At 69.1% G+C, this 17,585-nt stretch carries 20 protein-coding genes; 7 read left to right on the forward strand and 13 right to left on the reverse strand.

The features are described from left to right. Positions 1 to 36 precede the first annotated feature (36 nt). Both EV192_RS06845 and EV192_RS06850 read right to left on the reverse strand, forming a co-directional pair. Positions 37 to 1,614, reverse strand: a complete 1,578-nt coding sequence (locus EV192_RS06845; protein ID WP_132112103.1) for a DHA2 family efflux MFS transporter permease subunit — start codon at positions 1,612 to 1,614, stop codon at positions 37 to 39. Next, positions 1,611 to 2,189 (reverse strand): PadR family transcriptional regulator, encoded by a 579-nt coding sequence (locus tag EV192_RS06850; protein ID WP_132112105.1) that lies wholly within the window; start codon positions 2,187 to 2,189, stop codon positions 1,611 to 1,613. The genes EV192_RS06845 and EV192_RS06850 overlap by 4 nt, the downstream gene beginning before the upstream one ends. Before the next feature lie 119 nt (positions 2,190 to 2,308). On the opposite strand from EV192_RS06850, the gene EV192_RS06855 reads away from it, so the two are divergent. Together EV192_RS06855 and EV192_RS06860 are read left to right on the forward strand one after the other, a co-directional pair. Next, entirely contained in the window at positions 2,309 to 3,076 is a 768-nt protein-coding gene (locus EV192_RS06855; RefSeq protein ID WP_132112107.1) for a MerR family transcriptional regulator, read from the forward strand. A gap of 33 nt (positions 3,077 to 3,109) precedes the next feature. Beyond that, on the forward strand, positions 3,110 to 4,264 hold the full coding sequence (locus tag EV192_RS06860) for an alpha/beta hydrolase (RefSeq protein ID WP_243726666.1): 1,155 nt from the start codon (positions 3,110 to 3,112) through the stop codon (positions 4,262 to 4,264). Here EV192_RS06860 and EV192_RS06865 read toward each other — a convergent pair. From EV192_RS06865 to EV192_RS06900, 8 genes are all read right to left on the reverse strand, one after another. Beyond that, complete coding sequence (locus EV192_RS06865; RefSeq protein WP_132112111.1) at positions 4,261 to 4,548, reverse strand: hypothetical protein; 288 nt, start codon at positions 4,546 to 4,548, stop codon at positions 4,261 to 4,263. The two genes, EV192_RS06860 and EV192_RS06865, sit on opposite strands and share 4 nt — an antisense overlap. Further along, positions 4,538 to 6,673 (reverse strand): TNT domain-containing protein, encoded by a 2,136-nt coding sequence (locus EV192_RS06870; protein WP_243726667.1) that lies wholly within the window; start codon positions 6,671 to 6,673, stop codon positions 4,538 to 4,540. The genes EV192_RS06865 and EV192_RS06870 overlap by 11 nt, the downstream gene beginning before the upstream one ends. Before the next feature lie 4 nt (positions 6,674 to 6,677). Then, a complete protein-coding gene (locus tag EV192_RS06875; RefSeq protein ID WP_132112113.1) occupies positions 6,678 to 6,989 on the reverse strand; it encodes a WXG100 family type VII secretion target in 312 nt (103 codons plus the stop codon). Further along, entirely contained in the window at positions 6,986 to 7,417 is a 432-nt protein-coding gene (locus EV192_RS06880; RefSeq protein ID WP_132112115.1) for a YbaB/EbfC family nucleoid-associated protein, read from the reverse strand. The genes EV192_RS06875 and EV192_RS06880 overlap by 4 nt, the downstream gene beginning before the upstream one ends. Positions 7,418 to 7,487: 70 nt before the next feature. Beyond that, positions 7,488 to 8,057 (reverse strand): GNAT family N-acetyltransferase, encoded by a 570-nt coding sequence (locus EV192_RS06885; RefSeq protein ID WP_243726719.1) that lies wholly within the window; start codon positions 8,055 to 8,057, stop codon positions 7,488 to 7,490. 2 nt (positions 8,058 to 8,059) lie between these two features. Then, positions 8,060 to 8,986 carry a hydroxymethylglutaryl-CoA lyase gene (locus EV192_RS06890; protein WP_132112119.1) on the reverse strand — a complete coding sequence of 309 codons (927 nt, stop codon included), beginning with the start codon at positions 8,984 to 8,986 and terminating at the stop codon, positions 8,060 to 8,062. Next, complete coding sequence (locus EV192_RS06895) at positions 8,987 to 9,556, reverse strand: PH domain-containing protein (RefSeq protein ID WP_132112121.1); 570 nt, start codon at positions 9,554 to 9,556, stop codon at positions 8,987 to 8,989. It lies immediately after the preceding gene. Positions 9,557 to 9,663: 107 nt separating this feature from the next. Next, positions 9,664 to 10,473: a biotin--[acetyl-CoA-carboxylase] ligase gene (locus EV192_RS06900; RefSeq protein ID WP_243726668.1), complete on the reverse strand. Its 810-nt coding sequence runs from the start codon at positions 10,471 to 10,473 to the stop codon at positions 9,664 to 9,666. Between the two features lie 73 nt (positions 10,474 to 10,546). Here EV192_RS06900 and EV192_RS06905 point away from each other — a divergent pair, with 73 nt between their 5' ends. Genes EV192_RS06905 through EV192_RS06915 form a run of 3 tightly spaced genes read left to right on the forward strand, consistent with a single transcriptional unit; the run spans position 10,547 to position 14,362 of the window. Then, a complete protein-coding gene (locus tag EV192_RS06905) occupies positions 10,547 to 12,181 on the forward strand; it encodes an acyl-CoA carboxylase subunit beta (protein ID WP_132112123.1) in 1,635 nt (544 codons plus the stop codon). Between the two features lie 12 nt (positions 12,182 to 12,193). Continuing rightward, complete coding sequence (locus EV192_RS06910) at positions 12,194 to 12,403, forward strand: acyl-CoA carboxylase subunit epsilon (RefSeq protein WP_132112125.1); 210 nt, start codon at positions 12,194 to 12,196, stop codon at positions 12,401 to 12,403. 54 nt (positions 12,404 to 12,457) lie between these two features. Then, positions 12,458 to 14,362, forward strand: coding sequence for a Xaa-Pro dipeptidyl-peptidase (locus EV192_RS06915; protein WP_132112127.1), 1,905 nt, complete (start codon positions 12,458 to 12,460; stop codon positions 14,360 to 14,362). On the opposite strand, the gene EV192_RS06920 is transcribed toward EV192_RS06915, so the two are convergent. Continuing rightward, positions 14,313 to 15,242: a DMT family transporter gene (locus EV192_RS06920; protein WP_279492891.1), complete on the reverse strand. Its 930-nt coding sequence runs from the start codon at positions 15,240 to 15,242 to the stop codon at positions 14,313 to 14,315. The genes EV192_RS06915 and EV192_RS06920 overlap by 50 nt on opposite strands. A gap of 84 nt (positions 15,243 to 15,326) precedes the next feature. Here EV192_RS06920 and EV192_RS06925 point away from each other — a divergent pair, with 84 nt between their 5' ends. Then, complete coding sequence (locus EV192_RS06925; protein WP_132112131.1) at positions 15,327 to 15,872, forward strand: CGNR zinc finger domain-containing protein; 546 nt, start codon at positions 15,327 to 15,329, stop codon at positions 15,870 to 15,872. A gap of 99 nt (positions 15,873 to 15,971) precedes the next feature. Here the strand turns inward: EV192_RS06925 and EV192_RS06930 are convergent, their stop codons facing one another. Then, positions 15,972 to 16,157, reverse strand: a complete 186-nt coding sequence (locus EV192_RS06930) for a DUF397 domain-containing protein (RefSeq protein WP_132112132.1) — start codon at positions 16,155 to 16,157, stop codon at positions 15,972 to 15,974. Between the two features lie 12 nt (positions 16,158 to 16,169). Further along, positions 16,170 to 17,003 carry a helix-turn-helix domain-containing protein gene (locus EV192_RS06935; RefSeq protein WP_341770850.1) on the reverse strand — a complete coding sequence of 278 codons (834 nt, stop codon included), beginning with the start codon at positions 17,001 to 17,003 and terminating at the stop codon, positions 16,170 to 16,172. 215 nt (positions 17,004 to 17,218) lie between these two features. On the opposite strand from EV192_RS06935, the gene EV192_RS54610 reads away from it, so the two are divergent. After that, the gene (locus EV192_RS54610) at positions 17,219 to 17,476 is read left to right on the forward strand and encodes a hypothetical protein (protein WP_132112136.1); all 258 of its coding nucleotides are present in this window, start codon (positions 17,219 to 17,221) and stop codon (positions 17,474 to 17,476) included. The last annotated feature ends 109 nt before the right edge of the window (positions 17,477 to 17,585 follow it).

The following is a 17,585-nucleotide window of genomic DNA, read 5'->3' on the forward strand; positions in this document are numbered from 1 at the left end:
ACGCGACTGGGGTCGCGTCAGACCGGACCTTGGCTGTCAAGCGGGCTCGGCGATCTTCTCAGCGGGTCGGGCCGGAGCCACCACCGGCTGCGGCGGTTGAGCCCGGTTCCGCATCCGGGACGAGAAGAACAAGCCGAGCACAAGCAGTCCCGCCGGCAGCAGGAGCGTCTGCGACATCGCGGTCGCGAACCCGTCCTGGAACGCCGTGTCCGCCGCGTGCCGCAGGTTCTCCGGCAGGCCGGCCGGGATTCCGTTGACGGACTTGGCCATCGCGCTCACGAACTGGGGGCGCACGTCCGCGGGCAGGGTCGCCGCCTGGGTCGCGATCGCGTCCGGCATCGTGGCCGCGAGCCTGGCCTGCAGCAGTACGGCTCCACCGGCGCTGCCGAGCAGGTTGCCGATCTGCCGGGACATGCTGAAGATCCCGGACCCGGCGCCCATCATCCGCGGCTGCAGACCGGCGATGGCCGTCGCGCTCAACGGGCTGAAGATCAGCCCGATCCCGATGCCGTTCAACACCATGCCGGGCACGAACAGGAGCAGGTTCACGTCCGGCGCGGCGAATAGCGAGAGGCTGCCGATGCCGAGCGCGTACACGGCCAGCCCGACCATCACGATGTACTTGCCGTTGATCCGGTCGGACAGCCGCCCGGCGAACGGGCCGAGCACGCCGGCCAGCACCGCGACCGGCGCCGAGAACAGCCCGGCCTCCAACGGGGTCAGGTCACGCACCGACTGCAGGAAGATCATGATCGGGATGAACTGGGCGGTCATGGCGAAGCCGATGCACAGGTTCGTCATGTTGCCGAACGAGAACGACCTGCTGGTGAACAAGGCCAATGGCAGCAACGGTTCTCTCTTGTTGCGTGCCTGCCAGAACACGAACGCGACGAGCAAGGCCACGCCCCCGAGGAGGATCTCGGTGATCGTCACCCCGCCGAACACCGTGCCCCAGTGGTACTGCTGGCCGTTCTGCAGGCCGAACACCAGTGCCAGCAGGCCGAGCGAGCTGAGCAGGATGCCCGGCACGTCGAACCGGTGGCTGTGCTTGGGCTGCCAGTTCGGCACGAGGGTGAAGACGAGCACCAACGCGACCACGCCGACCGGCACGTTCACGAAGAAGATCCACTCCCAGCCGATCGACTGCACGACCAGGCCGCCGATCACCGGGCCGGAGACTGTGGCCGCACCGGCGACCGCGGCCCACATGCCCATGGCGGCACCGCGGTTGGTGGGGAACAGGTGCACGATGAACGCCATCGACTGCGGTGTCAGTGCCGCCGCGCCGAGCCCCTGGACGGCCCGCGCGATGATCAGTGCGGTCGCGCTGTCGGCGAACCCACACCACAGGGACGCGAGCGTGAACACGATCAACCCGAACACGTACATCCGGCGCGGCCCGAACCGGTCGCCCAGCCGGCCGGACAGCAACAGCGGGACGGCGAAGGTGAGCAGGTAGACGCTGTTCACCCAGAAGATCTCGTTCAGGCTGGCGTGCAGGCCGGTGATCATGGCCGGCACCGCGGTGTTCACGATCGAGCTGTCCAGCAGGATCATGAAGAAGCCGAGGCACAGCGCGGAAAGCGCGGCCCATGGGTGGTACTTCCTGGTCATCGTTCCTCCCCTGCGGGCCAGTCCAGCCGGTCCCATGTCAGGTCGTCGATGGTCTGCTCGACCCACCGCAGCTCGGCCAGCTGCATGGCCTGGCGGTACTGGACGTCGATCCAGAAGACCGGCGGCGCCTCGCCCTTGCCCAGCCGTTCGATCACGGCGTCGTAGGCGGCGACGCCGGCCTCCAGCTGCATCCGACGTTGGTTCAGTCCGGTCAGGGCGTCCTCTTTGGACAGGTAGTGCACGCACGCGAGCACCGCCGGGAACTGCGGATACTCGTCCGCCGGGATGGCGAGCATCTCGCGCAGCTGTTCGGCGTACCCGTCCGAGCCCGCCTCGGTGACCATGTACACGGTTCGTTCCGGCCGTCTGCCGGCCCGGCTGGTCTCCACGACCTCGATCAGGCCGTCCTCGGCGAGCCGCTCGACCGTCCGGTAGAGGGAGCCGGGGGTGATCTTGACGTGCCTGTCCCGGCGCCGCTCGAGCAGCAGCTGGCGCATCTCGTAGGGATGCAGCTCCCGCTCGGTGAGCAGCTCCAACACCATCAACGCCAGCGGCGTCAGCTTCGGTCCCAACATGGTTCCTACTGGATTAGTCTCGGGTAAATATTCCACGTGGACTATAAGGCCTTCGGGACTGGGGCGGCAACCGTCAAAGTCCTTGAACCTCACCCAACGTGAGGTCTTACGGTGGTGCTGTGACTGGAACCGGGGGTGTTGACCAGCCGCGATGGAGTGTCGGTGCGCTCGCCAAGGCGACCGGCCTGACTGTGCGGACCCTGCACCACTATGACGAACTGGGCCTGCTGACGCCCAGCGAACGGACTCGTGCGGGGCATCGCAGGTACACCGAGCGTGACCTGCACCGGCTGTACCGGATCCGCCTGCTGCGCCAGTTGGGCATGTCGCTGGACTCGATCGGTTCGGTGTTGGCCGAACCGGAGGCGCTGCGCGACGTGCTGAACCGCCGCGCGGACGAACTGGACGACGAGGTCTGGCGGCTGTCCATGCTCCGGCGCCAGGTCGGTGAGCTGCTGGAACATCTCGACGACACGGAGTTGCCCGATACCGGCACACTGCTCGCCCAACTGGGCCGCAACGGGATCTTCCAGGACTCGCTGACCAAGCAGCAGCGGATGGCCCTGAGTGACCAGTGGGAGTCACTTGGACAGGACGGCCAGAAGCAGTTGGACGTCGAGTGGCCGCAGGTGCTCGCCAGGCTGGCCGAGCACTGTCACGCGAACGACCCCGTCGACAGTCCGGCCGTGCGGGAGACGGCCGCGCGTCTGGTCAGGGTCATCCAGACGTTCGCGGGTGGCGACATGGAGATCGTGGCGTCCATGAATGGCTTCTTCCGCGAGCACGGCCTTGAGGTGTTGGGGGACGTTGACGCGGGCCATCTCGGCGTCGGCGACGAGCTTTGGGACTACATCAGCCGGGCTTTGACAGATTTTACCGCGAAATAAGGAGATAACAAGAAAATGTACCGTAGGACAGCTGTGTTCGCAGCCAGTTTGTTGATCATGGGCGGTGGTGTCGCGCACGCGGCCGACCCCTTCGTACCGCACCTGCCGCCACCGACGGGCCCGTTCCCGGTCGGCGTGACCGACCTGCACCTCGTCGACCACAGTCGGCCCGACCCGTGGAAGCCGGCGAAGTACCCCGTCCGTGACGTCATGACAACGGTCTTCTACCCGGCGGCCGACGTCCGCGGGTACCCGCTCGCGTCGCAGATGACCGCGGCCGCCGCGGAGCAGTTCCCGAGGGTCGACGTCGCCTTCACCCACCCCGAACTCCCGAAAGCCGGGGTCGACTGGGCGGCGACGATGTCCCACGCGCACGTCGGCGCCCCCGCGCGGGCGACGCGACACCCGGTTCTGTTGTACAGCCCGGCGACCGCGGACCCGCGGACCCTGGGCACCAGCCTGGCCGAGGACCTGGCCAGCCGCGGGTACATCGTGGTCGCCATCGACAGTCCCGGTGAGACCACTGAGGTGGACATTCCCGGCCAAGGCGTCCGGATCATCGACCTGACCAGTAGCCCGGCAGTCGATCCGAAGGTCTTCCGGGACATCCTCACCACCAGGATCGCGGACACCAGGTTCGTGCTGGACTCGTTGACAACGCTGGCGAACGGCCAGAACCCGGACGCGGAACTCCGGCGGCTGCCTGCCGGTCTTTCGCGTGCGCTCGACATGCGTCGCGTCGGCATATACGGCCACTCGATCGGCGGGTCGACTGCCGCCGAGACGATGTACGAGGACCCGCGGATCAAGGCCGCGGTCAACCTGGAAGGCTTCCTCGACTACCTGCCGGACAGTCCACAACAGACGTTCGGTGACCTGCTTCCGGTAGCGGCGAACGGAACCGACCGCCCCTTGTTGTTGTTCGGCACTGACGGCTACCGCACCCCCCGGTACGACCACGGCTGGAACGCGATGCTCGCCAAATCCCCTTGCCGTACCACAGTACGACGACTGACCGACGCGAACCACTGGGTCTTCAGCGACTTCGGCTCGATGGCCGCCCAGTTCCAGGCCGCCGGGCTGATGACCCAGGAGCAACGGAACACCCTGATCGGCGCCATCGCGCCGGAACGGTCGGTGCCGCGGATCCACAACCGGGTGGCCGACTTCTTCGGCCGCCATCTTTAGTCCAGGGTGTCCGGCTTGAGCACGCCGACCGCGCCCCGGGCCACCTGGGCCCAGGTCAGCCGGCCGAACAGGTAGTGGCAGGCGACCTGCTCGTTGGTGAACCTGGCCCAGTCGTAGCGGTTGCCCTGTTCACGCCAGAACACCTCCCAGCCGGTGACGCCGTTCTCGTCCGGGTGTTCGTCGCGGATCAGGCACCAGGTGTTGTCGGCTTCTGTGCCCACCGAGACCAGTTCCGCCGGGATGCCCACGGCGTCCAGCCAGCTGGTGATCGTCTCAGCTTTCATCGGTGAACTCCTCGGTGAGGTAGCCGAGCGCGACCAGGTCCTGCGCCGGATACACAGTTCGGTAGCGCACGCCGCCGCCGGGCTGGGCGAACCAGGCGGCGGAGATCCCGCGCCACACCGGCAGTGGGCGCAGGACCTGGTAGCGCCGGTAGCCCGCGCGCAGGTGGGACGGGGGCAACGCGCGCCGGTCGAACGCGGTCGAGTCGGCCGCGAAGACCCGGCCGTCCGGGATGCCGAACCGGTCGATCACCGTGCCCGGGTCGAGCACCTCCGGTTCGCCCGGCGCGGTCGCGCCCTCCGGGAACAGTTCGCTCGGCGGCCAGGCGTACTCGGTGTCCACTGTGGCCCGTCCGGCGCCGGGGCGGACCACGAACCGACGGTCCCAGTCGCGTTCGTTCTGCCCGCCCAACGAGTCGTAGCCGACAGCGAGGCCGTCGACGACCGGGTCCTCAAGCGGCGGCGACGGCAGTTCGGTCGGGAACGTCTCGGTGTCCGAGATCAGATCCGACTCCGGGTGGTCGTGGGGTTCGAACCGCATCCCGGGCGCGTAGTCGTACTCCGGGCTCGGCGGCGGCAGCTGGCGGGCCGGGCGGCCGGTGGCGACCGGCATGTGCCCGATCGGGAACATCCGGACCAGCCAGATCGCCAGAACCGTGTCCTGGTCCGGTTTCGCCGACGCCATGTGCGCGGGGACGGGCGTGGCGGCCGGTGCCTGCTGTCTGCCCTGGTCGACCGGCATGACCGCCGGTCCGGGCGCCTCGCCGCGAACCGCCGTCGGCACCGGACCGCCGACAACGGGGGCTTGGGCTCGTGGGCCGGGCGCGGGGCCAGCCGGGGGTGCGGCGGTCGGGCCGCCGACAGGGGCCGACGACCCGGGAGGTGCTGTGGGCGCTGGGCTGTTGGTGACGAACTGGGGACCGCCACCGCCGCCGGTCGGGGCACCGGCCACCGGACCAGGGGCGGCCACCGGACCAGAGGCGGCCGGTGGCACGTCCAGCACGGCGGGGGTCGCCGCGGCGGCGTGCACGGTGTGGTCGGGGACGATCGGGACGCCCGTCGGCGGGGTCGGCAGGTCGTGGGGGAGCACGTGCCCGGGTTGCATGGGGATGGGCCCGGTCGACGGCTCGGGCCCGCCGTGATCGAACACCGGGCCGCCATGCGAAGCCGGAGTCCCGTGGCCGCCGACAACGGAATCCACCGCGTCGCCGACGCTGCCGGTGGCGGAACCAAGCAGGCCAGGTGGCCCGCCGTGCGGGTTCGATGCCCCGTGGCCGCCCGCGAGCGGGTCCGGTCCGCCGTGGGCACCGGCTGCCTGGCCACCCGCGTGCGAGTCCAGCCCGCCCTGCACAGTGCCGGTGGCCGTGTCGAGAATGCCGTGGTGACCGTGGTTCCCTGGGCCGGCCACACCCTGGACCATCTGGTTCGCGGAACCGGCCAGGGTCTGGACCGTGTTCCCGGTGTTCTGAACCACTTGGCCAGCGTCGGGGCCAGCCGCGGCCTGCACGGCTTTTCCGGTGTCGTGGACCAAGTGGTGAGCGCCGCCCGCCACGCCTTCCACCATCTTCAGTGGTCCGTGCGCGCCAGGGCTCGGGTCGACGAGCGTGTGCGTGGTGTCCACGACCGCGCCTGTGGCCGGCTGGACCGCGGACATCAGGGTGTGGTGGACGTTGGCCACGTTGGCGGCTGTTCCTTTCACCGCCGTGTCCAGGCCGAGCAGCGCTGTCGGGTGCCCGGCCGCGGCCGCGTGCTCGGCGACGTCCTTGTGGTTGGCCAACGGGACCAGGTTGCGGACGATCGCCAGCTTGGCCGCGCCGACCTGTTCGGCCGCGTGGTCCAGGTGGTCGGCGGCGGTCGTGCAGCCTTGGGCGACCGCGGTGAGGTGGCCGGTGTCGGGTTTGACGTACCCGTTCCAGTGGGTCCGGGCGGCGTCCGCGCCCGCGCCTTCGGTGGTGCGCAGCGCTGATTGGGCGGACGTGTCCGCGTCCTTGGTCAAGGTGGTCAGCCTGGTCCCGGTGTCCCGCCACACTTGGGCGGCCGCACGCATCCTGTCCTCGTCCGCCGCTGGCCACTTGACGCCGGTCCGCGCCGCTACCTCGGCCAGTTCAGGCGGCAGTTCGATACCCATGTCGTCACGCCTTGTCGAGTCGGTGGCGCGTGTCGGTGTCGACGTCCCGGTACGCGGCGGCCATCGTCCGCAGTCGGGTACCCATGTCGGTGAGGTGGCCGGCGGCGGCGTCCAGGCCGGTCCGCGTCTGCTCGGACGGTCCGGAGTAGACGGACGCGAAGCTCTGGCCGACCTCGTCGTCGCCCCATGGCTTGCCCAGCGCGTCCAGCGTGTGGGTCAGGTCCCCGGCGATCCGGCCGGCTTGTTCGGCGTGCCCGTCGAACTCCCCAGCGTGCCGGGCGAGCGTCTCGTGGTCGGACCGGAAGCCGTCGTTCACGACCGGCCCCCGTCCATCCAGCTCACGTCCTCGAAGCTGTCGTCGTCCGCGCGTCGCGCCGGCGGCGCCAGTTCGGCAGGGGTCAGGTCGGCGCGGCCGGCGAGCAACGCGGCCGGGTCGGTGTGCACGGGCAGCAGCGGGCTGACCGTCCGGTTCGCCGTCTCGGACGCCTTGGTGGCCGCCGCGGCGGCCGTCCGGACGATGAGTTTCGCCAGGTCCGACGGGCTCGTCCGGACGTACGCGGCGTCCGCGATGACCAGGTCGGTCAGCGTTCCGTGCGCGCCGACAGTGGCTTTGACCAGGCCGTCCGAGCTGGTGACGGACTCGTTCACGGCCGCGAGCGACCGTTGCATGTCCGCCAGCCGGTCCCGGCTGCGCCGGTAGTCGGCGAGCAGTTCGTCCACTTGCGCCTGATGATCGGAAGCCACGGCCACCTCCGGGAGGACATACTGCTCGGTCAGGCGTTGGACGCCAGCCGATCCGATCCGGTTCCCTGCGTCACCCGACCGTTTTGCGGACCAGCCCGCGGCGCGTGCCCCTGCGTTCCACCAGCGTGAACCCGGCGTCGGTGAACATCGACAGGGTGCCGTGGTAAAGCTCACCCGAACTCATCGTCCCACTTTGGGTGTCCACCGGGTACGCCTCCACGATCCACGCGCCGTGTCGGACCGCGTGTCGCACGGCCTCGTCGAGCAGCGTACGTGCGACGCCACGGCCGCGCGCGGACCGATGGATGAAGAAGCAGGTGACCGACCAGACCCGGCTGAGGTCCTCGGCCGGGTCGACCGGTCTGGCGATCGGCGAACGGTCCAGCCGCCGGTAGACCGGCCGGGGCGCGACCGCGACCCAGCCGACCGCGGTCGTTCCCTCGATGGCGAGCAGACCGGCGGGCTCGTCGGACTCGGCGAGTTTGCGGGCGTCCTCGCGGTTGGCTTCGCCGGAGTCCCGTTTGAACTCCGGACTGGTCTTGCGGAACCACATGCACCAGCAGCCGGCGACCGCTCCGTTCGGACCGAACAGCGACTCCAACGCGGGCCAGGTCCGCTCGGTCAGTTCGACGACGCGCACGGTCAACCGCGCAGCGCCTGGACCACGCGGGACGGGCTCGGCCGGCCCAGCCGTTCGGCCATCCACACGCTCGTGTCGGCCAGTTTCGCCAGGTCGACGCCGTGCCTGAGGCCCAGGCCGTCGAGCATCCACACCAGGTCCTCGGTGGCCAGGTTGCCGGTCGCCGACTCGGCGTACGGGCAGCCGCCGAGACCGCCGGCCGACGAGTCCACTGTGGATACTCCGGATCGGAGCGCGGCGAGGGTGTTGGCCAACGCCTGGCCGTACGTGTCATGGAAGTGCACGGCCAACGCGGCCGGGTCGCCGAAGCCCGCGATCAGGGCCTCGACCTGGCCCGGCGTGGCCACGCCGATGGTGTCCCCCAACGACAGCTGGGAACATCCCATGTCCAGCAGGCGCCTGCCCACGGCGACCACCTGGTCGGCCGGGACCACACCCTCCCACGGGTCGCCGAAGCACATCGAGAGATACCCGCGCACCCGCAGGCCTTCGGCGCGGGCGCGGGTGACCACCGGGTCGAACATCTCGAACTGCGAGTCGAGCGTCCGGTTGAGGTTGCGGGCCGCGAACGTCTCGGTGGCGGAGGCGAAGATCGCGATGTGCTCCACCCCGGCGGCCAGCGCCCGGTCCAGCCCACGCTCGTTCGGCACCAGCACCGGATACGCCACACCGTCCCGTTTGGACAGGCCGGCGAGCAGCTCTTCGGCGTCCGCGAGCTGCGGGATCCACTTGGGGTGCACGAAGCTGGTGGCCTCAAGGACGCGCAGCCCGGCGTCCGCCAGCCGGTCCAGGAACTCCAGCTTGACCCGCACGTCCACGATCGACTTCTCGTTCTGCAGCCCGTCCCGCGGACCGACCTCCCAGATGGTGACTTCCTCCGGAAGGGCGGCCACGGACGGGACTACGGCCGGCAGGCCCGTGGCGGCCAACTAACGGCCCTGGTAGCCGGGCGGCGGCTGCTCTTGTTGTTGCTCGTACCGCTGCTGATGGCGCTCCCGCGCCTTGAAGTCGTCGTCCGGGTTGTCGTTGACCTCCCGGTAGAGCAGCGAGTGCACCCGCTCCACCTGCGGGATGTCGTCGAACTCCAGCGGCTCGTCGGACGCCGACTCGACGATCAGCGTGCCGCAGCCGACGATCCGGTCGATCAGCCCGTGCTCGAACCGAACACTGTTGATCCGGGACAGCGGGATGTCGATGCCGGTCCGGTTGATCACGCCCTCCCGGGCCATCACCCGGTCGGTGGTGACGATGAAGTGGGTGGTCCGCCACCGCAGGAACGGTATGAAGAACAGCCACACGATGAGGATCAGCGCCACGGCGCCGATCGCGATCCACGCGACTGTCTTCCACGACAGGTCCTGCGCGAGGATCGCCAGCCAGATGCCCACACCGAGCGTGATGATCAGCACGATGTACGGCAGCAGGAGCATCTTCCAGTGCGGGTGCTTGTGGATCACGACGCGCTCGCCTTCGCTGAGCAGGTCGTCTGGATAGGCCACGGTGGTTCCTCCGGTCAGCGCCGATGACGGCCATACCGTACCCGCGCGGACCACGTCCAGGGTGCCGGACTGTGAATCTTCGCTTACAGTGCCCTTTCGCCGACCCCCTAACGGGGCCGCCCACCCCCTCCGGTTGCCCTTAGGTGCACGACGTCACCGGCAGGTACAACATGATCATGGCCGGCCCCGTCGCGGACCACAAGCGTGCCGTCCGCCTCAAGGTAGCGGGCGGTGCCCAGCAGGTCGACGTCGCCGGCCAGCTCCACCCGGACCTCCTGGCCCAGCGTCACGCAGTGCCTGGCGTACTCCTCGTGCAGCCCGCTGACGAGCGGGTCGCCGTTCGCGTCCCGCCACGGCGCCTCCCACCGGTCCAGTTCGGTCAGCAGCCGGACGGCCAGCTCGGTCCGGTCCGCCTCGTCCGCGCCCTCGTCGGCCAGTGACGTGGGCTGCAGGCCGCCGGGCGCCAACGGGACGTCGCCAGGCAGCGGCCGCACGTTCAACCCGATGCCGAGCACGATGCCGTGTTCGTGCGTGGACGCCAGCACGCCGGCGCCTTTGCGCTGGTCAGGACCCAGCAGCAGGTCGTTCGGCCACTTCAGCCCGGCGCTGACGCCGACGCTCGCGGCCACGTTCACCAGCGCGACCCCGGCGAGCAGCGTCAGCCAGGGCAACCGGTGCGCGGGCACACCGGGCCGGTAGTGGACGCTCAGGTAGAGGCCGCCGCTCGGCGAGATCCACGACCGGCCACGCCGGCCCTCGCCCGCGGTCTGCTCCTCGGCGATCAGCACGGTCCGGTCCACCGGGTCCGGCCTGGCCAGCAGATCCGCGTTGGTCGAGCCGGTGGCGGCCACGACCTCGATGCCGGCATACGGACCATTCGGATGTACCAGGCGCCGCGTCAGCTCGTCTCTGTCCACAGAATGACCCTAAGGGTGACGTGGGCAACGGCGCGAAACCAATGCTCACCGGGTCTGGCTAGGCTCCCTGGCCATGAGCAGCGCCACGAAGCCGATGGGGGAGGCCCCCGAGGGCGACCCGGACATCCACACCACGGCCGGAAAGCTCGCGGACCTTTACCGCCGCAATGACGAGGCGGTGCACGCGGGCTCCGCGCGGGCGGTGGACAAGCAGCACGCCAAGGGCAAGAAGACCGCCCGGGAGCGGATCGACGCGCTGCTCGACCCGGGTTCGTTCGTCGAGCTGGACGAACTGTCGCGGCACCGCTCGACGAACTTCGGGCTGGAGAAGAACCGCCCGTACGGCGACGGCGTGGTGACCGGGTACGGCACCATCGACGGCCGACCGGTGTGCCTGTTCAGCCAGGACGTCACGGTGTTCGGCGGCGCGCTCGGCGAGGTGTACGGCGAGAAGATCGTCAAGGTGATGGACCTGGCGATCAAGACCGGGCGGCCTGTGATCGGCATCAACGAGGGCGGCGGCGCGCGCATCCAGGAAGGTGTGGTGTCGCTCGGCCTGTACGGCGAGATCTTCATGCGCAACACCCGCGCGTCCGGCGTGATCCCACAGATCTCGCTGATCATGGGCGCCAACGCGGGCGGACACGTCTACTCGCCCGCTCTCACCGACTTCGTGGTGATGGTCGACCAGACCTCACAGATGTTCATCACCGGGCCGGACGTGGTGAAGACCGTGACCGGGGAAGAGGTGACGTTCGAGGAGCTGGGCGGTGCCCGCACGCACAACACCAAGTCCGGCAACGCCCACTACCTGGCCGCCGACGAGGACGACGCGTTCGCGTACGTGAAGGACCTGCTGTCGTTCCTGCCGTCCAACAACATGTCCGACCCGCCGGTGTTCCCGGTGGCCGAGTCGGGCTCGGTCGCGGAGTCGCTGACCGACGGCGACCGCGAACTGGACACGCTGATCCCCGACTCGCCGAACCAGCCGTACGACATGCACGAGGTGATCACCCGCGTGCTCGACGACGGCGAATTCCTTGAGGTGCACGCACTCTTCGCGCCCAACGTGCTCGTCGGCCTCGGCCGGGTGGAAGGGCGCGCCGTCGGCGTGGTCGCCAACCAGCCGACCCAGTTCGCCGGCTGTCTCGACATCGACGCCTCGGAGAAGGCCGCGCGGTTCGTGCGCACGTGCGACGCCTTCAACGTGCCGGTGCTGACGTTCGTCGACGTCCCCGGCTTCCTGCCCGGCACGGACCAGGAATGGAACGGCATCATCCGCCGCGGCGCCAAACTCATCTACGCCTACGCCGAGGCCACGGTCCCCAAGGTCACCGTCATCACCCGCAAGGCGTTCGGCGGCGCCTACGACGTCATGGGCTCCAAACACCTCGGCGCCGACATGAACCTCGCCTGGCCGACCGCCCAGATCGCCGTCATGGGCGCCCAAGGCGCCGCGAACATCGTGCACCGCAAGACATTGGCCAAAGCCGTCGACGACGGCCAGGACGTCGAAGCCCTCCGCGCGGAACTGGTGCAGGAGTACGAGGACACCCTGCTCAACCCGTACGCGGCGGCCGAGCGCGGCTATGTCGACTCGGTCATCCCACCCTCATATACCCGGGGCTACGTGGCACGGGCGCTGCGGATGCTGCGGGACAAGCGCGAAACCCTGCCACCCAAGAAGCACGGCAACATCCCCCTGTAGGGAGGAAAGTCGATGAACCAGCCGCTGCTGCGGGTCGTCCGGGGCACCCCGGACGACGTGGAACTCGCTGCCCTGACAGCCGTCGTGGCCGCGTTGCCGCCACCAGCCGCCGACGACGGTGCCGAGCCACGGCGATCCGCGTGGTCCGACCCGTCGGCCCGGCTGCGAACCCAGTTGCCGCACGGCCCAGGCGCCTGGCGTTCCTCGGGATTCCCGAGGTAGTACCCGACGTTCGGCTCTGCTGGGCGTCCCGGCCGCTGACCTAGCGTGCTGGGTATGTCACGTCGTGGTCTGCTTGTCGTCGCTGGTCTGATCGGGTTGGTGTCCGGGCTGGCGGCCGCGCCGGCTTCGGCCGCCCAACCGGCTTACGTCCTCAAGGACGGCGTCACCCAGCCCCTGTTCTCGTTCGCCGACGCCATCCGGGAGACCGTGTGGGTGGACATCGGCCTTGATCTGGACGGTGACGGGGTTGGCGACCGGGTCGCCGCGGACATCATCCGGCCGGCGACCGACCAGAAGGTCCCGGTGATCCTGGAGGCCAGCCCGTACTACCAGAGCACGGGCCGCGGCAACGAGAGCGAGATCAAGACCTACGACTCCGCCGGCAAACCGGTGAAGTTCCCGCTGTTCTACGACAACTACTTCGTGCCGCGTGGATACGCCGTGGTGCTGGTCGACTTCAACGGCACCAACCGGTCCAAGGGATGTATGGACACCGGTGGCCGGTCGGAGGTCGCCACCGGCAAGTCCGTGATCGACTGGTTGAACGGCCGGGCGACGGGCTACTCGGCGGTGTCCGGCGGCAGTCCGGTCGCCGCGTCGTGGACGACGGGGTCGGTCGGCATGATCGGCAAGTCGTGGGACGGCAGCGTCACCCAGGGGGTGGCCGCGACCGGCGTGGACGGGCTGAAGGCGATTGTCCCGGTCTCGGCGATCAGTTCGTGGTACGACTGGTTCCGCTCGGACGGCGTGGCGTTCACCGGGTTCGGCACGCCGACCAGCCTCGCGTCCGGGTTCGAGAACGCCAACGCCCAGGCGAACTGCGGCGCGGTCCGCAACGAGATGACCCAGGGTTCGCCCGCCAACGGCGACATGACCCCGATGTGGGTGCAGCGGGACTACGTGCGCAGCGCCAGCAAGGTCAAGGCCGCCGTGTTCTCCGCGAACGGCGCGTTCGACCTCAACGTGAAGCCGATGAACTGGGGGCAGTGGCTGGCCGCGTTGCCGCCGTCGGTGCCGCGGAAGCTGTGGCTGTCGCAGACCGGGCACGTGGATCCGTTCGACTACCGGCGCGCGGAGTGGGTGCGGACCCTCAACCGGTGGTTCGACCGGTGGCTGCTGAACGTCCCGAACGGCATCGAGAACGAGCCGCAGGTGTCCGTCGAACGCCAGCCGGACGTGTGGTCCGACACGGCTGTCTGGCCGCCGGCTGGCACGGCGACCACGACCGTGCACCCGGTGGCCGGGTCGACGGCGGGGGTCGGCACGTTGTCGGCGGCGATCGGTTCGGGCACGTCGTCCTTCACCGACAACGGTTCCGGCACACCCGCGAGCTTCATCGCCGCGCCGACGAGCACGTCGTCCCGCCGGGTCCTGTACAGCACGGGCACGTTAACGTCCGACATGCGGATCGCCGGGATCAGCAAGATCACGGTGGCCGCGACCCCGTCGACAACCACCGCGCACCTGTCCGCGTTCCTGGTGGACTACGGCCCGTCGACGATCCGGAGCACGGCCGGCGCGGGCATCCAGACACTCACCACGGAGTCGTGCTGGGGTGACAACCGTCCGGGCGACGACGCCTGCTACAGGGACACCGTGCCAACGGTGTCCAATGTGGACGCGTATGTGTTCTCCCGTGGCTGGGCGGACCTGTCCAACTACGCGTCGCTTAGCCAGACCAGCCCGCTGACGCCGGGCACGAAGTACACCATGACCTTCCGGCTGTCCACAACGGACCATATCGTGCCTCGGGGACACCGGCTGGCGCTGGTGATCGCCGGCACGGACAGCAGCGCGATCGTCGCCCCGGCCCGGTTGCCGAGGCTGACGGTCAGCCTCGCGGACACGTCGCTCCAGCTGCCGGTGGTCGGATCGGCCGCGCAGGCGAAGGCCGAGGCAGCGCCGCAGGTCACGTCGGTCCAGCCGGACGTCGAACCGGACCAGGTCGACTTCCGATAGCGGTCGGTGACTTCGCCCGATCGTCGCCCGAGCGGCGGCGATCGGGCCGGTTGCGTGCCAGGATCACGCCGATCGCGGACACGGCCATGCCCACCAGCACGCTCAGCGTCAGCCTTTGATGCAGCAACGGAATCGCCAACAGGGCGGTCACCGGCGGCACCAGGTAGAGCAGGCTGGTCGTCTGCCCGGCCGAGTACTTGCGCAACAACAGGTACAACAGCGAGAAGCCGCCGATCGAGTTGATGGTCGACAACCACAGCAGCGAGCCGACGGACGGCCACGTCAGCGGGAGGTCGAGCCCGCCGTGCAGGGCGGCCAACGGAAAGCTCGTCACCACGGCGCCGAACAGCTGGATCGTGATCCCGCTGCGCAGGTCCACGGACTGGCCGAAACCCTTCTGGTACAGCGTTCCCGCCGCGAACCCGGCCAACGCGATCCCGGTGAACACGTACCCTGCCGCGTTGGCGGTTCCGCCGATCCCGTCGCCGAGCGAGATGACCACGCCGGCCAGGCCGACTCCGAGACCGATCCACTGCCGCCCGACGAGCCGTTCCCGGAACAGGGGTACCGCGGCCGCCGCCACGACGAGCGGGCACGCGCACAGGATCAACGCCGACAGTCCGGCCGGAACCCCTTGGCCCAGGCCGAGATACGTGCCACCGAGCTGGACCGTCTGGATCAGGACGCCGATGACCAGCAGGTGCGCGTACACCCGCGGCTCACGCGGCCACGGCGCCCGGGTCACCAGCGCCACCAGGCCCAGGATCACGAACGAGAACAGGAAACGCCACGCCAGCAAGGCGAGCGGCGGTCCACTGTGGGCACCGATGGTGCCCACGAGGTATCCGCTTGACCACACGAGGATGAACAAGACCGGCACGAGACCGCCCCCAAATGTAACAGTCTGACCCGTTACGGCGAGTGTAACAGGTCGACACGTTACACGTTGACGTATCGTGGTCCGATGGACGGATCGTGGGTGCGCAGTGAGACCGGAGCGACCTGGCTGGACCTGGTGGCCACGGTCAGCGGCGCCTACGGTGCTGCCCCTCGTGAGCGGCTGATCAGCGTCGACCTGCTCGGCGACTGGCTGGCCACGGTGCACCTGCGGCCGGCCGCCGACCCGACCGAGGACGACCTGGAGCGGGCCCGTGCGCTGCGGGAGGCCTTGCGCGGCTTGGCACTCGCGGTGGTCCGCGGCGAGCGTTGGCCGGCCAGGCACGTCCGCCTGGTCAACGAGGTCCTCGCCGAGGACCGGCCGTTGACCCTGACCGGCGGACACGTCCGGCCGCCGGCGACATGCCGGGAGGCGTTGGCGCGGATCGCCCGCCAGGCCGCCGAACACCTCGCCGAGCCGGCCGCGTTGCGGCAGTGCGCGGACGAGGTCTGCGGCATGCTCTTCATCGACCCGGGTGGCCGGCGACGGTGGTGCTCGGCCGAGATCTGCGGGGTCCGCAACCGCGTCCGTGCCCACCGCCGGCGCAATGCTCCTGTCACAGCTCAGTCTTGAACCGAAGGCGCGGAAACACCGCGACCACGCTGGCCTTTCCTACGACACCACTCATCCTGCCGCCGAAAGACCTTCACGGCCGGAAGGACCACAGGTGGATCAGCGGTGGCCGTTCTTGATCATCGACACCATTCGTGCGATGTTCACGCACAGCACCGGCCCGTTGGGGTTCTTGCTGTCGCGGATCGCGCCCCCACAGTCGAAGGTCACTTCGACGCAGTTACCGTTCGTGCCACCGCTGAAGCTGGATTTGCGCCAGCGCGCGTCTGGCAACTCCGGGGTCATGAAGCACCCCTCTCACTCGCTCGCCCGTACGTACTCCTCCGCAAGCTTAGCGAGCTGCTGCTGCGTCTGATCAACGCTGAGAGCTTGTGATGCCAGCCGGTCGAACATCCGTCCGTACCGGTCCAGGTCGGCTGGCCGCTCCGCCGACGTGGCGCCATGGTCGTGTTCGAGGAACACCGCGTTCATCTCCAGCTCGTCGGGGAACCGCAGCATGGTGAACGCGCCAGTCATGGCCACATGCGCGCCGGTATCGAACGGGAGCAACTGCAAGGCGATGTTGCCCTGCCTGTTCATCTCCACCAGGCGCCGCAACTGGGCCGCCATCGTGCCGTACCCGCCGACCGTGCGCCGTATGACTGCTTCGTTCAGCACAGCTCGGAGCCGAGGTGGATTGTCGGACGACAGGCGCCGCTGCCGGGCAAGTCGCAGTTCCACCGACCGTTCGATCTCGGCATCCGTGGAATCAAGCTGTGCGGCAGCCGCGACCGCCCGCACGTATTCAGGTGTCTGCAACAGGCCAGGCACCAGCTCAGCCTCGTAGACCCACAACTCCGTCGCTTCAGCCTCCAGGCCGAGGAAACTCTCCACCCAGTGCGGCACTGTGTCCGAATACAGCTGGTACCACGCCCGTTCATTCGACTCTTCGGCCTGCCGGACGAGCATGTCCACGTCCGGCGCGCCGACGTTGTACCGCTGGCACAGCAAGCGCACGGAACGCGGCAGGATCGCCTGTTTGCCAGTCTCCATCCGGCTGATCGAGGCACCCTTGAGGCCGGCGTACTTGGCCGCCTCGTCCTGCGACACACCGACCAGCTCACGGCGGCGGCGAAGCTCGCGTCCCAGCAGCTTACTCTGACGTACACCGACACCATCGCCGTGCTTGGCCCGTCCACGGCCATGGCAAAGCGAACCAGCTCAGAGGGCAAAGTCGTATGGGGGAACACCGGGAGGCTGGCCGAGGTCGTTGCGGCACTGAAAGACCTGCCGTCCCCGGGAGGGGACGGGGCACCCACGGCAGAGCAACGCAGCGATTCACCGCCGGGAAAGCAGATTCCGCAACCATGATCACGGCTCTGTGGATAGCACTTGCCGCCTGCTCAGTCGCTGGCGCCATCGCGACTGTCCTTCTCGGACAGATATATGAAGCCAAGATCAGGAGCATCGCGGATCAGACTGTCAAGGCGATGCATACGGCCGACGACGTCCACGCGATCCTCGTGGAAGTGCACAAGCTCACTGACCTGTACAGCCAGGAACGCGGCACCCGCGGCCCACGGGAATGCGCGAAGGCCAGCCGCGGACGTCATCGCTTGCGTTGACACTGCACAGCCAGGTGCGCGGCACTCGCAGGCGGAGATCAGGGGTCCCGCCACGAGTCAGCGCGCCGCGCACCAACTGCCGATCCGTGTGGCGGCTGCAACCGCGCCT

Origin of the sequence: Actinocrispum wychmicini (genome assembly GCF_004345645.1) — a bacterium.
In the GTDB taxonomy this organism is placed as follows: Bacteria; Actinomycetota; Actinomycetes; order Mycobacteriales; family Pseudonocardiaceae; genus Kibdelosporangium; species Kibdelosporangium wychmicini.

What these genes read in the sequence shown, in the direction of transcription:
- EV192_RS06845 (WP_132112103.1), bottom strand. Translation starts at nt 1,614, where the DNA reads ATGACCAGGAAGTACCACCCATGGGCCGCGCTTTCCGCGCTGTGCCTC.
- EV192_RS06850 (WP_132112105.1), bottom strand. Translation starts at nt 2,189, where the DNA reads ATGTTGGGACCGAAGCTGACGCCGCTGGCGTTGATGGTGTTGGAGCTG.
- EV192_RS06865 (WP_132112111.1), bottom strand. Translation starts at nt 4,548, where the DNA reads ATGAAAGCTGAGACGATCACCAGCTGGCTGGACGCCGTGGGCATCCCG.
- EV192_RS06870 (WP_243726667.1), bottom strand. Translation starts at nt 6,673, where the DNA reads ATGGGTATCGAACTGCCGCCTGAACTGGCCGAGGTAGCGGCGCGGACC.
- EV192_RS06905 (WP_132112123.1), top strand. Translation starts at nt 10,547, where the DNA reads ATGAGCAGCGCCACGAAGCCGATGGGGGAGGCCCCCGAGGGCGACCCG.
- EV192_RS06910 (WP_132112125.1), top strand. Translation starts at nt 12,194, where the DNA reads ATGAACCAGCCGCTGCTGCGGGTCGTCCGGGGCACCCCGGACGACGTG.
- EV192_RS06915 (WP_132112127.1), top strand. Translation starts at nt 12,458, where the DNA reads ATGTCACGTCGTGGTCTGCTTGTCGTCGCTGGTCTGATCGGGTTGGTG.
- EV192_RS06925 (WP_132112131.1), top strand. Translation starts at nt 15,327, where the DNA reads ATGGACGGATCGTGGGTGCGCAGTGAGACCGGAGCGACCTGGCTGGAC.
- EV192_RS06930 (WP_132112132.1), bottom strand. Translation starts at nt 16,157, where the DNA reads ATGACCCCGGAGTTGCCAGACGCGCGCTGGCGCAAATCCAGCTTCAGC.
- EV192_RS54610 (WP_132112136.1), top strand. Translation starts at nt 17,219, where the DNA reads ATGATCACGGCTCTGTGGATAGCACTTGCCGCCTGCTCAGTCGCTGGC.